Annotated in this window: 13 protein-coding genes; 11 read left to right on the top strand and 2 right to left on the bottom strand. The window is 70.3% G+C overall.

The window, feature by feature from the left end:
- Positions 1 to 117 precede the first annotated feature (117 nt).
- The 9 genes from BIU99_RS16735 to BIU99_RS16695 all read left to right on the top strand — a co-directional run bounded on the left by BIU99_RS16735 (position 118) and on the right by BIU99_RS16695 (position 9,697).
- A complete protein-coding gene (locus BIU99_RS16735; protein WP_139205491.1) occupies positions 118 to 1,401 on the top strand; it encodes a sensor histidine kinase in 1,284 nt (427 codons plus the stop codon).
- Positions 1,398 to 2,087 carry a response regulator transcription factor gene (locus tag BIU99_RS16730; protein WP_071262291.1) on the top strand — a complete coding sequence of 230 codons (690 nt, stop codon included), beginning with the start codon at positions 1,398 to 1,400 and terminating at the stop codon, positions 2,085 to 2,087. The genes BIU99_RS16735 and BIU99_RS16730 overlap by 4 nt, the downstream gene beginning before the upstream one ends.
- Before the next feature lie 201 nt (positions 2,088 to 2,288).
- The gene (gene argC, locus BIU99_RS16725; protein ID WP_071262290.1) at positions 2,289 to 3,332 is read left to right on the top strand and encodes an N-acetyl-gamma-glutamyl-phosphate reductase; all 1,044 of its coding nucleotides are present in this window, start codon (positions 2,289 to 2,291) and stop codon (positions 3,330 to 3,332) included.
- Complete coding sequence (argJ, locus tag BIU99_RS16720; RefSeq protein WP_064294414.1) at positions 3,329 to 4,498, top strand: bifunctional glutamate N-acetyltransferase/amino-acid acetyltransferase ArgJ; 1,170 nt, start codon at positions 3,329 to 3,331, stop codon at positions 4,496 to 4,498. The genes argC and argJ overlap by 4 nt, the downstream gene beginning before the upstream one ends.
- Before the next feature lie 2 nt (positions 4,499 to 4,500).
- Positions 4,501 to 5,406, top strand: a complete 906-nt coding sequence (argB, locus tag BIU99_RS16715; RefSeq protein ID WP_064294509.1) for an acetylglutamate kinase — start codon at positions 4,501 to 4,503, stop codon at positions 5,404 to 5,406.
- Positions 5,403 to 6,587, top strand: a complete 1,185-nt coding sequence (locus BIU99_RS16710; RefSeq protein ID WP_071262289.1) for an acetylornithine transaminase — start codon at positions 5,403 to 5,405, stop codon at positions 6,585 to 6,587. The genes argB and BIU99_RS16710 overlap by 4 nt, the downstream gene beginning before the upstream one ends.
- A gap of 35 nt (positions 6,588 to 6,622) precedes the next feature.
- Complete coding sequence (gene argF / locus BIU99_RS16705; protein WP_064294412.1) at positions 6,623 to 7,564, top strand: ornithine carbamoyltransferase; 942 nt, start codon at positions 6,623 to 6,625, stop codon at positions 7,562 to 7,564.
- Positions 7,565 to 7,633: 69 nt separating this feature from the next.
- Positions 7,634 to 9,064, top strand: a complete 1,431-nt coding sequence (argH, locus tag BIU99_RS16700) for an argininosuccinate lyase (RefSeq protein WP_071262288.1) — start codon at positions 7,634 to 7,636, stop codon at positions 9,062 to 9,064.
- A gap of 15 nt (positions 9,065 to 9,079) precedes the next feature.
- Positions 9,080 to 9,697 carry a DNA-3-methyladenine glycosylase gene (locus BIU99_RS16695; protein WP_071262287.1) on the top strand — a complete coding sequence of 206 codons (618 nt, stop codon included), beginning with the start codon at positions 9,080 to 9,082 and terminating at the stop codon, positions 9,695 to 9,697.
- A gap of 9 nt (positions 9,698 to 9,706) precedes the next feature.
- On the opposite strand, the gene BIU99_RS16690 is transcribed toward BIU99_RS16695, so the two are convergent.
- Together BIU99_RS16690 and BIU99_RS16685 are read right to left on the bottom strand one after the other, a co-directional pair.
- The gene (locus tag BIU99_RS16690; RefSeq protein WP_071262286.1) at positions 9,707 to 10,306 is read right to left on the bottom strand and encodes a hypothetical protein; all 600 of its coding nucleotides are present in this window, start codon (positions 10,304 to 10,306) and stop codon (positions 9,707 to 9,709) included.
- On the bottom strand, positions 10,303 to 10,935 hold the full coding sequence (locus tag BIU99_RS16685; RefSeq protein ID WP_071262285.1) for a hypothetical protein: 633 nt from the start codon (positions 10,933 to 10,935) through the stop codon (positions 10,303 to 10,305). The genes BIU99_RS16690 and BIU99_RS16685 overlap by 4 nt, the downstream gene beginning before the upstream one ends.
- A gap of 168 nt (positions 10,936 to 11,103) precedes the next feature.
- On the opposite strand from BIU99_RS16685, the gene tyrS reads away from it, so the two are divergent.
- Positions 11,104 to 12,414: a tyrosine--tRNA ligase gene (gene tyrS, locus BIU99_RS16680; protein ID WP_071262284.1), complete on the top strand. Its 1,311-nt coding sequence runs from the start codon at positions 11,104 to 11,106 to the stop codon at positions 12,412 to 12,414.
- Between the two features lie 43 nt (positions 12,415 to 12,457).
- A complete protein-coding gene (locus tag BIU99_RS16675) occupies positions 12,458 to 14,371 on the top strand; it encodes a PQQ-binding-like beta-propeller repeat protein (protein WP_071262283.1) in 1,914 nt (637 codons plus the stop codon).
- The last annotated feature ends 335 nt before the right edge of the window (positions 14,372 to 14,706 follow it).

Here is a 14,706-nt window from a genome sequence, read left to right as displayed (position 1 = left end):
TGCCGTGCCACATCGACCGTGCTGCTGATCCTCCGGCGACGGGGTCAGCGGAACTGCGTACGCGGGTTCGTCCCTCCGACGCTCGCGGCGCGCGGCTCGAGCTGATGTGATGGAGGCATGGCTGCTCTCGAAGGACCGCGCGCATGGGTGGATCGACACCGGGAGCCGGTCATCACCTCGGTGTGCGCAGCCATGGGACTCCTGTTCGCCCTCCTCGGGATCCATGTCCCCTGGGGGACGACCGTGTCGGAACCGCCGCTCCTCCTGACCCTCGTCTTCCTCACGGCCATCCTGGCGGTGCACCTGCTCCGCCGCCGACGCCCGTTGACCACGCTGGCCGTCGGCATCCTGATCGCCCTCGCCGAGGCGCTCACCACCGGAGGCAGCGGCCTCGGGATGCTCATCGTCGTGTCCGACCTCGCCTACGCGGCGGCGCTCTACTCGCGGTCCCGGGTCATCGACGTCGCCGCGTTCGCCTGCACCGCGCTCGCCGTCGTGTCGGTCGGTGTCTTCGCGGTGATCTGGTTCACCGACGACGTCGAGGCCGTCACCCGTCTCGGTCGCGGAGTGGTCCTCGGCTCGCTCATCATCGTCCCGGTCATCCTGGCGAGTTCGATCTGGTACGGCAGGATGGTCCGGTACCCCCGCCTCGAGGCCGAACGCCAGCGCGAGCGCGCGGACACGATCGCCCAGGCAGCGGCTGCGCTCCGGCAGGACGCCGTGACCCGTGAACGGCTCGAGCTCAGCCGGGAGCTGCACGACGTCATCGCCGGTCACCTCTCGGCGATCGCGATGCAGTCGGCGGCGGCCCTGGAACGACGCGACGGCACCGACCCGGTGGCGCTCCGGCGCAGCCTCGCACTCGTCCGGACCAGCAGTCTCGACGCGCTCGCCGACATGCGCACGATGATCGACGTGCTCCGCGGTGACCAGTCGGCCGACGACCTGACCCAGGCTCCGGACCGACTCACGGCCGAGTCGGTCCGCCGCGCAGTCGAGGTCGCGCGTGCCAACGGGCTGGAGGTGGAGGTCCGGGCACCGGAGGACGCGGCGCTCGCCGAAGTCCCGGCGCAGACGTCGATCGTCGGCCTCCGCACGCTCGTCGAAGGCCTGACGAACACTGCGAAGCACGCACCGGGAGCAGCCGTGCGGGTCGAGGTCTCGCTTCCACCCGGCGCCCTGTCCGTCACGCTCAGCAACCCGATGCCGACGGCGGCCACGTCTTCGGTGCTCGCCGGGTCCGGTGGGGTCGGCCTCGTCGGCCTGGCCGAGCGGGCACGTCTGGTCGGAGGCGACCTCGTCGCGGGGCCGGACGGTCCCGACTGGCGGACGGCGCTCACCGTGCCGACCCTAGCGTCGCCCTCCACCGCCTCGGTCGCCCTTGCAGGAGGGGCGTCATGACCATCACCGTCCTCATCGCGGACGACCACGCGGCCGTCAGAGCGGGTCTGGGGGCGCTGCTCGACGAGCCGGACGACATCCAGGTCATCGCCGAGGCGGCGGACGGTGAGGCCGTCGTCGCGCAAGCCGTGCGACACCGACCGGACGTCGTGCTGCTCGACGTCCAGATGCCGCGTGCCTCCGGGATCGACGCGATACCGGCCATCCTCGCCGCCGTCACCCCGCCGCCGAGCATCATCATGCTCACCACCTTCGCCCTCGACCGGTACGTCGACGAGGCGCTGGCGGCGGGGGCGAACGCCTTCCTGGTGAAGACGGTCTCCGCTGCCGGTCTCGTCGATGCGATCCGACGAGTGCATGCGGGCGAGGCGGTGCTCGCGCCGGAGGTGACCCGCCGAGTCCTCGAACGTCTCGCCGCGGCCAGAACTCCGGTCGCGCCGGCACCGGCTCCGGAGCACCCCGGTCTGGCCACGCTGACACCGCGGGAGCGTGAGGTCCTCGAGCGACTGCGCGAGGGCCTGAGCAACGCGGGGATCGCGACCGTGCTGGGGCTGTCCGAGGCGACGGCCCGGACGCACGTGTCCCGGATCCTCGTGAAGCTCGACGCACGGTCGCGGGTGCAGGCGGCGCTCATCGCGGAGCGGGCTGCGCCGGGCGCGGATTCGTCGGCATCCTCGTCGTCGTAGTACGCTCTCGACATGGCACGTTTCCAGGCACAGGGTTCTTCGCGGGCGATCACGCTCCGCGCCCTCCGCCGTCCCGTGTCCGCACGCGCTACCGCAGAGCGACGATAGGCGACCCCGGTGCTCGCACGGTCCAGGTGATCGTGCCGTCGTCCAGGCGTCGCCGCCTCCGCCCCTCGAGCGTCCACTCAATAAGGTAGAGCCATGTCCTTCTCTGTAGCGGTGGCCGGAGCATCCGGCTACGCAGGAGGCGAGCTGCTTCGGCTGCTCGCCGACCACCCCGACTTCGACGTCAGGACGGTGACCGCGCACGCGAACGCCGGTCAACCGCTCGTCGATCACCAGCCACACCTCCGCTCCCTCCGGCATCTCGTCCTCGAGGCGACGACGCCGGAGGTGCTCGCGGGACACGACGTCGTCTTCCTCGCCCTGCCGCACGGCAAGTCGGGTGAGGTCACGGCATCCCTTCCACCGGAGACCCTCGTCGTCGACTGCGGAGCCGACCACCGGCTCGTCGACGAAGCCGACTGGGACGCGTTCTACGGCGGCGACTACTTCGGCGCCTGGGCCTACGGCGTGCCGGAGCTTCAGACGTCCACCGGTCGGGGGCGCGACGCTCTCGTCGGCGCCAAGCGGATCGCCGCTCCCGGATGCAACGCCAGCACGGTCGCCCTGTCCCTCGCGCCCGGCATCGCCGCGGGGGTGATCGAGCCGCTCGACCTCGTCTCCGTGCTCGCCGTCGGGCCGTCCGGTGCGGGGAAGAGCCTGAAGGTCAGCCTGCTCGCGAGCGAGGTGCTCGGCACGGCCAACCCCTACGCCGTCGGCGGTACCCACCGGCACATCCCCGAGATCACGCAGAGCCTCCGGGCGGCCGGTGCCGATCGCGCCTCCATCTCGTTCACCCCGGTCATCGTCCCGATGTCGCGCGGCATCCTGGCCACCTCGACGGCACGCATCGTCCCGGGCACCACGGCGGCAGCCGTCCGCGAAGCCTGGGAGACGGCCTACGCCGACGAACCGTTCGTCCAGGTGCTGCCGGAGGGCTCGTTCCCACGGACGGCCGACGTCCTCGGCGCCAACACCGCGCTGATCGGACTGGCCGTCGACGAGACGGTGGGACGGGTCGTCGTCGTGACCGCCGTCGACAACCTCGTGAAGGGGACCGCCGGCGCGGCGATCCAATCGGCGAACATCGCGCTCGGGCTCCCCGAGACGACCGGCTTGAGTGTGAATGGAGTGGCACCGTGAGTGTGACAGCAGCAGCAGGATTCCTCGCGGCGGGCGTCGCCTGCGGCCTCAAGACCTCCGGGGGCCTCGACCTCGCGGTGGTCCACAACGTCGGTCCGCTGCAGCACGCGGCGACGGTGTTCACGAGCAACCGGTGCAAGGCCAACCCGATCCTCTGGAGCGAGCAGGTGATGCAGGACGGCATCGTCTCGGCGATCGTCCTGAACTCCGGCGGCGCGAACTGCTACACGGGGACGCGCGGTTTCCAGACGACGCACGCGACCGCGGAGGCCGTCGCCGAGCGACTCGCGGTCTCGGCCGGCGACGTCCTCGTCTGCTCCACGGGGCTCATCGGCGAACAGCTCGACCTCGACAAGCTGACCGCAGGCGTGTGGGACGCCACCCGCGCGGTCGCCGGCCAGGACGGTGCGAGCGAAGCGGCCGGGCTCGCCGCGGCGACCGCCATCATGACGACCGACACGAAGCCGAAACAGGCCGTGCGGAGCGCGGACGGATGGACCGTCGGTGGCATGGCGAAGGGCGCGGGCATGCTCGCCCCCGGGCTCGCGACGATGCTCGTCGTCATCACGACCGACGCCGTGCTCGAGCCGGCCCAGCTCGATCAGGCGCTCCGCAGCGCGACCCGCGTCACCTTCGACCGCCTCGACTCCGACGGCTGCATGTCCACGAACGACACGGTGTCGCTCCTCGCCTCCGGGTCGAGCGGCGTCACCCCGGAGCTGTCCGCCTTCACCGAGGCGCTGACGGAGGTCTGTCGCGACCTCACCCTGCAGTTGCAGGCCGATGCCGAGGGCGCGGCCCACGACGTCGCGATCGAGGTCGTCGGCGCGGTGTCCGAGGACGACGCGGTCGAGGTCGCCCGCGCGGTCTCCCGCAGCAACCTCTTCAAGGCGGCCATCTTCGGCAACGACCCGAACTGGGGCCGGGTGCTCGCGGCCGTCGGGACCACGGGCGCAGAGTTCGACCCGTACGGGATCGACGTGGCCATGAACGGCGTCCAGGTGTGCACGGCCGGCGAGCCGGATCAGTCGCGCGACCTCGTCGACCTCTCACCGCGCGCCGTGCACGTGCTCATCGACCTCCATGCCGGCGACACGGGTGCCACCATCTGGACGAACGACCTCACGCACGACTACGTGCACGAGAACAGCGCCTACGCGAGCTGATGATGACCCAGTACCGAGACAACTCTCCCGAGGAGGCGGCGATCAAGGCCGCCACCCTCATCGAGTCCCTTCCCTGGTTGAAGACCTTCCGCGACCAGACGATCGTCGTGAAGTTCGGTGGCAACGCGATGGTGAGCGACGAACTCGCGCAGGCGTTCGCCGAGGACATGGTCTACCTGCGCTACGCGGGGCTGAAGCCCGTCGTCGTGCACGGTGGTGGCCCGCAGATCTCCGCGATGCTCGACCGGCTCGACATCCACAGCGAGTTCCGCGGCGGGTACCGGGTCACGACGCCCGAGGCCATGGAGGTCGTCCGGATGGTCCTCACGGGTCAGGTCAACCCCGAGCTCGTGGGGCGGATCAACGAACACGGCCCGCTCGCCGCAGGACTGTCCGGCGAGGACGCGGGCCTGTTCGGTGGGCGTCGTCGCTCGATCGTCGTGGACGGCGAGACCGTGGACATCGGGCTCGTCGGCGACGTCGTCAGCGTCGACCCGACCTCGGTGCAGGCCTACCTCGACGCCGGCAACATCCCGGTGGTCTCCTCGATCGCCCCCGACCTGGACCAGCCCGGACAGACGCTCAACGTGAACGCCGATGCGGCCGCCGCGGCGCTCGCCGTCGCACTCGGTGCCGCCAAGCTCGTCATCCTGACCGATGTCGCCGGGCTGTACAGTGACTGGCCCAACCGCGACTCGCTCGTCTCGCAGATCACGACGAGTGAGCTCCGAGCCATGCTGCCCTCGCTCGAATCGGGCATGATCCCGAAGATGACCGCCTGCCTCGACGCCGTCGACGGCGGGGTCGCCAAGGCTGCCATCATCGACGGCCGCGTACCCCACTCCATCCTGCTCGAGGTGTTCACCCAGAACGGCTCAGGCACCGAGGTCGTCCCGGAGGACTCATGAGCGACTGGAAGAGCCGCGTCGACCGCGACATGATGCGCACGTTCAACACGCCGATCGCCATGCTGACGCGCGGTGAGGGATGCCATGTCTGGGACGCCGAGGGCAACCGCTACCTCGACTTCCTCGCGGGCATCGCGGTGAACGCACTGGGACATGCGCATCCGGCGTTCGTCGGCGCGATCACGCGCCAGGCGGGCACGCTGGCGCACGTCTCCAACTACTTCTCGAGTCCGCCGCAGCTCGAGCTCGCGGCCCGACTCAAGCGTCTCGCCGGAGCGGACGAGGGCGGTCGGGTGTACTTCGCGAACTCCGGCGCCGAGGCGAACGAGGCGGCGTTCAAGCTCGCCCGACTCAACCACGGCGACGGATCGCGGACCCGGGTGCTCACCCTGGAGAACTCCTTCCACGGGCGGACCTTCGGCGCGCTGGCCCTGACCGGGAAGCCCGCGCTGCAGGAGGGGTTCCACCCGCTACCGGGCGGCGTCGAGCACATCCCGACCACGATCGAGGCACTCGAGGCGGCGATCGACGGCCGGGTCGCCGCGCTGATCCTCGAACCGATCAAGGGCGAAGCCGGCGTCATCGACCTGCCGGAGGGCTACCTCGCCCGTGCCAGGGCACTCACCGAGGCGCACGGCGTGCTGCTCATCATCGACGAGATCCAGACCGGGGCCGGTCGGACGGGGGAGTGGTTCGCGTTCCAGCGGGACGGCATCGTCCCGGACGCGATCACCGTCGCCAAGGGGATCGGCGGTGGCATGCCGATCGGCGCCCTCGTCACCTTCGGCGCCGCCTCCGAGCTGTTCGGACCCGGCCAGCACGGCAGCACCTTCGGCGGCAACCCGCTCGCCACCGCGACGGCGAACGCGGTGCTCGAGGAGATCGAGCGCGCCGGTCTCGTGCAGAACGCCGCCGCGCGCGGAGAGCGGTTGCGGGCCGTCATCACCGCCATCGGTTCCCCGCTCGTCGAGGAGGTCCGCGGACACGGGCTGCTCATCGGCATCGGCTTGAGCGCCCCGGTGGCGGCCGAGCTGTCTGCTGCTGCGTTCGACCGTGGGCTCATCATCAACGCCCCGAACGCGACGAGCATCCGGATCGCGCCGCCGCTCATCATCGGTGACGCCGAGATCGACGAGTTCACCTCCCTCTTCCGCGCGGCGCTCGACGCCGTCCAGGCCTGACCGGCCATCGACCCACACGAACAGGACCACCAGCCATGACCCGTCACTTCCTCCGCGACGACGACCTCAGCCCGGCCGAGCAGGCCGAGATCCTCGACCTCGCCACCGAACTGAAGCGCGACCGCTGGTCTCGCAAGCCGCTCGAAGGCCCGCAGACCGTCGCGGTCATCTTCGACAAGTCCTCGACGCGGACGCGCGTCTCCTTCGCCGTGGGGATCGCCGACCTCGGCGGATCACCGCTCATCATCTCGACGGCCAACAGCCAGCTCGGCGGCAAGGAGACGGCCGCCGACACCGCTCGCGTCCTCGAACGTCAGGTCGCGGCGATCGTCTGGCGGACCTACGCCCAGTCCGGTCTCGAGGAGATCTCGGCCGGGACGACCGTGCCCGTCGTCAACGCGCTGTCCGACGACTTCCACCCGTGCCAGCTTCTCGCCGACCTCCTCACGATCCGCGAACACAAGGGCGAGCTCGCCGGTCTGACGATGTCGTTCTTCGGCGACGGAGCGAGCAACATGGCCCACTCCTACCTGTTGGCCGGCGCGACGGCGGGGATGCACGTCCGTATCGCCGCCCCGGCCGAGTTCGCCCCGGCAGCGGACGTCGTCGCCGACGCGGAGCGCATCGCCGCGACGACGGGCGGCTCCGTGCTCGTGACCACCGACCCCGACACGGCGGCGGCGGATGCCGACGTGATGATCACCGACACCTGGGTGTCGATGGGCAAGGAAGACGAGAAGGCGCAACGCGTGGCCATCTTCGGCGGCTACCGGGTCGACCGCAGGCTCATGGGGCTCGCAGCGTCCGACGCCGTCTTCATGCACTGCCTGCCCGCCGACCGCGGCTTCGAGGTCGAGGCCGAGGTCATCGACGGGGCACAGAGCATCATCTGGGACGAGGCGGAGAACCGCCTCCACGCGCAGAAGGCCCTGCTCGTGTGGCTGCTCGAGCAGCAGCACGCCGGCTCTGCGGCCTGACCCTTCCCCGGCTGCGGCCGACCGACCAGTCCGGAGTGCTCCGGACGCCAGCAGTACAGGAGGCCCATCGTGGCAGATCAGCAGAATCGAGCAGGCGAATCCGGGGCCCTCTGGGGCGGACGCTTCGCGAGCGGCCCGTCACCGGAACTCGCCCGTCTGAGCAAGTCCACGCAGTTCGACTGGGTCCTCGCCGCATACGACATCGCGGGCTCCCGTGCCCACGCCAAAGCGCTCGCGTCGGCGGGGTACCTCGACGAGGACGAGCTCGGTGGGATGCTCGCCGCCCTCGACGTCCTGGACGCCGATGTGGCCGACGGGACGTTCGTCGCGGCGGAGAGCGATGAGGACGTCCACTCGGCGCTGGAACGCGGGCTCGTCGAACGGGCCGGCAAGGAACTCGGTGGGAAGCTGCGTGCCGGCCGGAGCCGGAACGACCAGATCGCGACGCTCGTGCGCCTCTACCTCATCGATCACGGACGGGTGATCGCCCGCGACGTCATCCACCTGGTCGACGCGATCGTCTCCCAGGCCGAAGCACACCCGGACGCGGTCATGCCCGGCCGCACGCACCTGCAGCACGCCCAGCCGGTGCTGCTCGCCCACCAGCTGCTCGCGCACGCCTGGCCGCTCACCCGCGACCTGGAACGGCTCCGCGACTGGCTCGCCCGGGCGAGCGCATCGCCGTACGGTTCCGGAGCGCTCGCCGGGAGCTCCCTCGGGCTCGACCCGGTGCTCGTCGCTCACGAGCTCGGGCTCGACCGGCCGACGGAGAACTCGATCGACGCCACCGCCAGCCGCGACGTGGTCGCCGAGTTCGCGTTCATCACCTCGCTCATCGGGATCAACCTGTCCCGGTTCGCCGAGGAGATCATCGTCTGGAACACCCGCGAGTTCGGGTTCGTGACCCTCGACGACGCCTACTCGACCGGCTCGAGCATCATGCCGCAGAAGAAGAACCCCGACATCGCCGAACTCGCCCGCGGCAAGTCCGGGCGACTCATCGGGAACCTGACCGGGTTGCTGGCGACGCTGAAGGCGCTGCCGCTCGCGTACAACCGCGACCTGCAGGAGGACAAGGAGCCGGTGTTCGACTCCGTGAACCAGCTCGAGGTGTTGCTCCCGGCGTTCACCGGGATGGTGGCGACGCTCCGCTTCGACACGGCACGGCTGCGCGAGCTCGCACCTGAGGGGTTCTCCCTCGCGACGGACGTCGCCGAGTGGCTCGTCAAGCAGGGTGTCGCCTTCCGCGACGCGCACGAGATCAGTGGCGAGCTCGTGCGGTACTGCGAGGAGCGCGGGCTGGCACTCGACGAACCCGACGACGCGGCACTGGCGGGTGTCTCGGAACATCTCACCCCGGCCGTGCGGAGCGTCCTGACCGTCGACGGCTCGATCGGCAGCCGACTCGGCGCCGGTGGAACTGCGCCGGAGCGGGTCCAGGACCAGCTCGTGACACTCGTCGGGCGGGTTGGCGCGCTGTCGCAGGCCCTCTCGCTCTAGACGGGGCGGGGTCCGATGACGACGGCCGGTCCGCTGCGGGCGCTGACCTCGGGATCGGCCCTCGAGGTCGCGCCCGCGCTGCTCGGAGCGGTGCTGTCCCACACGACGCCCGAGGGCACCGTGTCGGTCCGTCTCACCGAGGTCGAGGCCTATCTCGGGGTCGGCGAGGATCCCGGATCCCATGCGCACCGTGGTCCGACCCCGCGCACGAGTCCGATGTTCGGTCCGCCCGGGCGTCTGTACGCCTACTTCAGCTACGGCATGCACGTGTGCGTCAACGTCGTGTGCTCACCCGTCGGCACGGCGTCGGCCGTCCTCTTGCGTGCCGGCGAGGTCGTCGCGGGCCTGGAGCTCGCGCGGCTGCGACGCGGTGAACGGGTGCCGGATCGCGACCTGGCCAGAGGACCGGCGCGGCTCACCGTGGCGCTCGGGATCGCGCTCGACCAGTCGGGTGACGACCTCGCCGAGCCGCCCTTCGATCTGCGCTTGCCCGAGCGCCCGCTCGCCTCTGCGGCCGGTCCGCGGACGGGCGTCAGCGGGGTCGGTGGGGGAGCCGCCTACCCGTGGCGGTTCGTGCTGCCGGGGGAGACGACCGTCTCGCCCTACCGCCGCTCGCCCAGGGCCGTGGACTGATCCGCCGACTCAGCCTCGCGCGAGCAGCAGGATCGACGCCACCCCGGCAGCCCAGAGGAGGCTGGCGAGCGAGCCGATGATGAACCGCTCGCGCGCCTCGGCCGAGTCGAGTTCGGTGAGGCGTCCGACACCCTTCACCGCGACGATGACCGCGATCGCCTCCGGATAGCCGGAGAACAACGCGGCGACGAGGGCGAGCCGTTCGAGGATCCCGATGGCGGTCCCGCCGCGAAGCACTTCGATCGGACGTCCGACGACCTGCGAGGCGCTCGGGTTCCGGCGCTCCACGAGGATGCCGCCGTGGATTCCGGGGGCGACGCTGCCCTTCGTCGCGAGGGTGAGGACGAAGGAGGCGACCGGACCACCGCCGGCGACCGCGACGGCCAGGACGAAGACGCCGAGGAGCACGAGTGCAGGACCGGTCGGCGGGACCGAGGGGACGAGCGCGATCAGGATGGCCCCGACCACCATGAGGGCCGCCGCCACGACCATGAGACGATCCGCGAGACGCGCGCTCAGCATCCGGGCCAGCAGGAGGAAGACGAGCGCGCTTCCGAGGAGGCCGATGACGGTCGGCCAGGTGATGGGCGTGAGCGTGACGAGGTTCATCGCTCGTCCTTTCGGTCGTCGGGGTGGTGCACGGAGGCGTCCTGGTCGAGCTTCGCCAGGAGGCGGATGAGCGCGGTGGTCGCCGCGGCTTCGGCTCGGACTCCGGCGGCCGCGACCCGGCGACTGACCGAACTCTCGGTGATGCCGAGTCGTGCCGCGGCCTCGGACTGGGTCGCGCCGGCCGCGAGCAGGTCGGCGACCTCCCATCCGCCGTCGGTCCTCCGATCGCGGAGGTGGAGGAGGAGCACGATGAGCGCTTCGACATCGGCGCCGCCCTGCTGGTCGGCCGCCTCGAGCGCGAACCGGAAGGGCGCCCGTTTGGCCCGAGTGACGGCCTCTCTCGCAGCGTAGAAGGCCTGACCGGTCGCGGCTCGGGTGGAATCGGGGAGCGGACGTCGGACGTCGCCTTGTCCGATGCCCACGCTCCAGCCGCGATCCCGGAGGAGGTCGAAGGCGATGGCGAGCGCGATCTCGGCGTCATCGGTGGCGAGCTGGAACTCGTCCCCCGCCGTGCGTTCGGCCTGGAGGAGCAGGCGGTCCGCGAACCGGTCGTTGATCGAGTCGATCACATCGGCGGCGCGATCAGGGCCGGTCCGGCTCGCGATCTGATCGACGGTCAGCACGTACACGGCTCTCCTCCCGGCGGTGGCTCGGCTGAATCACCCTAGTCGCAACGTGTAGGTATTTCCACAACTCCGACGAATGAGAGGAATTCCTGCACATCACGATCGCCGCGATCGCGCCGGTGCCGATGCACCCGATCCAGCCGCCGATCCTGCGCTGATAGCCTTGCAAGCGTGTCGAACCTCGCTCTTCCTGACCAGCGCAACGATCCGACCTTCGAGGACGTCTGGGACGAACTCGTCTGGCGCGGGCTCGTCCATGTCTCGACGGATCAGCAGGAGCTGAAGCGTCTGCTCGGTGGAGCACCGATCACCTACTACTGCGGGTTCGACCCGACGGCTGCGAGCCTCCACCTGGGCAATCTGGTCCAGCTGCTCGTCATGCGTCGGCTGCAGCTGGCCGGACACCGCCCGCTCGGGCTCGTCGGCGGTTCGACCGGCCTCATCGGCGACCCACGACCGACCGCCGAGCGCACACTGAACACGCCGGACACCGTCGCCGAGTGGGTGCAGTCCCTCCGCGCGCAGATCGAACGCTTCCTCAGCTTCGAGGGCGACAACGCCGCGCGCATGGTCAACAACCTCGATTGGACCGCACCGCTCTCGGCGATCGACTTCCTGCGGGAGATCGGCAAGCACTACCGCGTCGGCACGATGCTGAAGAAGGACGCGGTCAGTGCCCGCCTCAACTCGGAGGCGGGGATCAGCTACACCGAATTCAGTTACCAGATCCTCCAGGGGATGGACTACCTCGAGTTGTACCGCGAATACGGCTGCCTCCTGCAGACCGGCGGGAGCGACCAGTGGGGCAACCTCACGAGCGGCACCGACCTCATCCACCGGGTCGAGCGGGCGACCGTCCACGCGATCGGGACCCCGCTGATCACGAACTCGGACGGCACGAAGTTCGGGAAGAGCGAAGGCAACGCGGTCTGGCTCGACCCGAGCATGACGAGCCCGTACGCGTTCTACCAGTTCTGGGTCAACACCGACGATGCGGACGTCATCGCCCGGCTGAAGGTGTTCACGTTCCTCGATCGGGTGGAGATCGAGCGACTGGCGGCCGCGACCGAGTCGGAACCGTTCAAGCGGGAGGCGCAGAAGACCCTCGCCTACGCCGTCACCGCGCTCGTCCACGGGGTCGCCGCGACGGATGCGGCCATCGCCGCGTCGGCCGCGCTCTTCGGTCAGGGCGATCTGGACGCTCTCGACGCGGACACGCTGCGGTCGGCGGTCACGGAGTTGCCGAACGCGCGGGTGACGGCGGAGACCCTCGTCATCCAGGCACTCGTCGACACGGAGCTGTGCTCGAGCCTCGGTGAGGCTCGACGCGCGGTCGCCCAGGGAGGCGTCTCGGTGAACAACCGCAAGATCGACGACGTCGACGCGACCCTGGACGACCGGTTCCTCACGGGCGGGGTGGCCGTGCTGCGCCGCGGCAAGCGCACCCTCGCCGGGCTGTTCCTCGACGGAGTGCCCGCCTGATCCGCCGGCGACGGCATCGTCGTCGTCATCGAACCTGAAGGGGATGCTCCGAGTGCAGCTCTGCGAGGCGTGCGGGACCGAGATCGTCGACCGTCGCGACGGTGTGTGCCCGAGTTGTGGGGCCATGCTGCCGCTGCGCACGGGCGAGCTGTCGACGGTGGAGACACCGGCCGAGGCCGAGGCGGCGGCCGAGCGGGAGCCGGCGGACGAATCGATGGACGAGCCCGAGTCGGAGTCCGCGGACGACCGGCCCATGACGGCCGACGACGGCGACCTCGTCGAGACCGATGCACCCCACGTCGAGACCGATGCGCCCGCGGGTGAAGCCGATCGGCTGCCGTCGCCGGACGTCGACACCACTGAGCCCACGCCCCCCGGTACCGCGACGTCGATCCCGGCGATCGCCGTGCCGACACCGGTTCCAGATGCTGAGTCCACCAACCCGGCCCCGGCCCCGGCGTCGACTCCGGTTGCGGCGACACCCGCTGCGGCCGAACCGGCCTCGGCAACCGCGGCGGGGGAGGCGCTTGGGGAACCGAGCGCGACCGCGCCCCGAGCCCTCTGGCACCCTGATTCGTTGCCCACCACGGTCAAGCGGACCCCCTCGCGCCGACGATGGTTCCTCCTCGGCGGACTCGCACTCGCCGTGGTCGCTGCGATCGTCGCGGTCGTGCTCATCGTGGTCGCGGCCGTTCCCCACCGCGTCGAGGGGCTCGCGCTCCTCCGCGACCTCCCGACGAAGCCGACCGTCGGAACCTGGGAACTCGCGCATCCGCTGGACGACGAGGTGCCCGCGGGCGACGAGCTCTACCTGAACGGGTACACCGCGAGCCCCAACACCGCGCTGCTCGTGTGGTCGACCGACCGGCCACTGGATCAGACGACGCTCGACGACGCTCCGGGCGAGACGGTGGTCTCCCTGGTGAACACGGCGAACGGCCACACGCTCTGGGACCGTCGCGTCACCGAGCTCTCGCCGGAGTTCGACCGGTTCGACGCACCGGTGGTCGTCTCCCCACCGGATGCGGCCGCGATCGTGCTGAGTCAGGGGGACCTCATGGTCTCCGTGAGCCGTCGCGACGGGCACGTCGTCTCCACCTCGCAAGAGCACTCGAGTGTCGAGGGGATCGGCTTCGCCGACTTCGCCGCGCCGGCGGCGTTCGTCCCGGGTCTCGAGGGTGACCTGCTCATCTCGTCGACCACGGCCGACGGCACCGGGACGGTCGGCCGCTATCGGTCGACGGACCTGACCGACCCGGTCTGGGAGGTCAGTGGTGACGCCGGCGAGCGGGCGACCACCGCGGGCGACAAGCTCTTCTACGACGGTGCGGTCTACTCGCTCGACGACGGATCGACCATCGACTGGCAGGGCGACCTCTCCTGGTACTACCAGCAGGTGGGCGGCGATCTCGTCGCGATCGACTACTCCGGCAACGACACCACGATCCGCGGGGTGGACGACCGCACCGGCGCCGAGCGCTGGAAGGCGACCGGGGCACTGCCGGTGGTGCTCGACGCGAGCGGACTGTTGGTCGTCGCCGACCAGTCGGGGGAGCGGGTCCGCCGCCTCGACCCGCGATCCGGCGAGGTCGAGTGGCGCAGCGGACTGACGAGCACCTGGGACGGCGCCTACACCGTGGGCGACACGATCATGCTCGGTGACGGCGACGGCGGATACACCGGCGTCGGCGCTCGAGACGGTGAGATCCGATACGAGGAGCGGGACGCCGAGGGCAGCCTCGTCGGATACAGCGACCGGACCCTCCTGCTGACGCTCGACGACACGCTCGTCGGCATCGACGCGACCACGGGCGAGCGCAGTTGGTCGGTCGACTCCGCCGGAGACGAGTACTCGTTCACCGCCTGGGGCGGAAGCCCGCTCGCCGTCGCGACGGTCGTCGCGGCCGGTTCCGGCTCAGCGGCCGTGCTCGGCATCGGTGACGCTGATCGGGACTGAAGCGCGTGGATCCGGGCGACACGCCCGGGATGCAGCGAGGATTTGCCAGCCCCTGGCGGTCTGCGTAAAGTAATCACTCGTCACCCCAAAGGTGCGGGAAGCGGAAGAGCTTCCCGGCCTCAAGTGGGACTGATACCCAGCCAAAAGCCGAGCATCTCCACGTGAGTCAAACTCACACTTGAGATCGTCTCACTTCAAGACTAGGTTGGAACTTCCCAGCTCTCGGGTCATCGAAGCGGTGAGGATTGAGCGGACTCCGGTCCACGCAGATCAGCTCCTGGTTCGACTTGACAAGAACCGAAGAAGTGGTAAGTTAGAGAAGTTGCCCTGCAGGG

Source organism: Plantibacter sp. MMLR14_011 (assembly GCF_001865025.1).
In the GTDB taxonomy this organism is placed as follows: domain Bacteria; phylum Actinomycetota; class Actinomycetes; order Actinomycetales; family Microbacteriaceae; genus Plantibacter; species Plantibacter flavus_A.
This window is presented reverse-complemented; position numbering and strand designations above follow the sequence as displayed.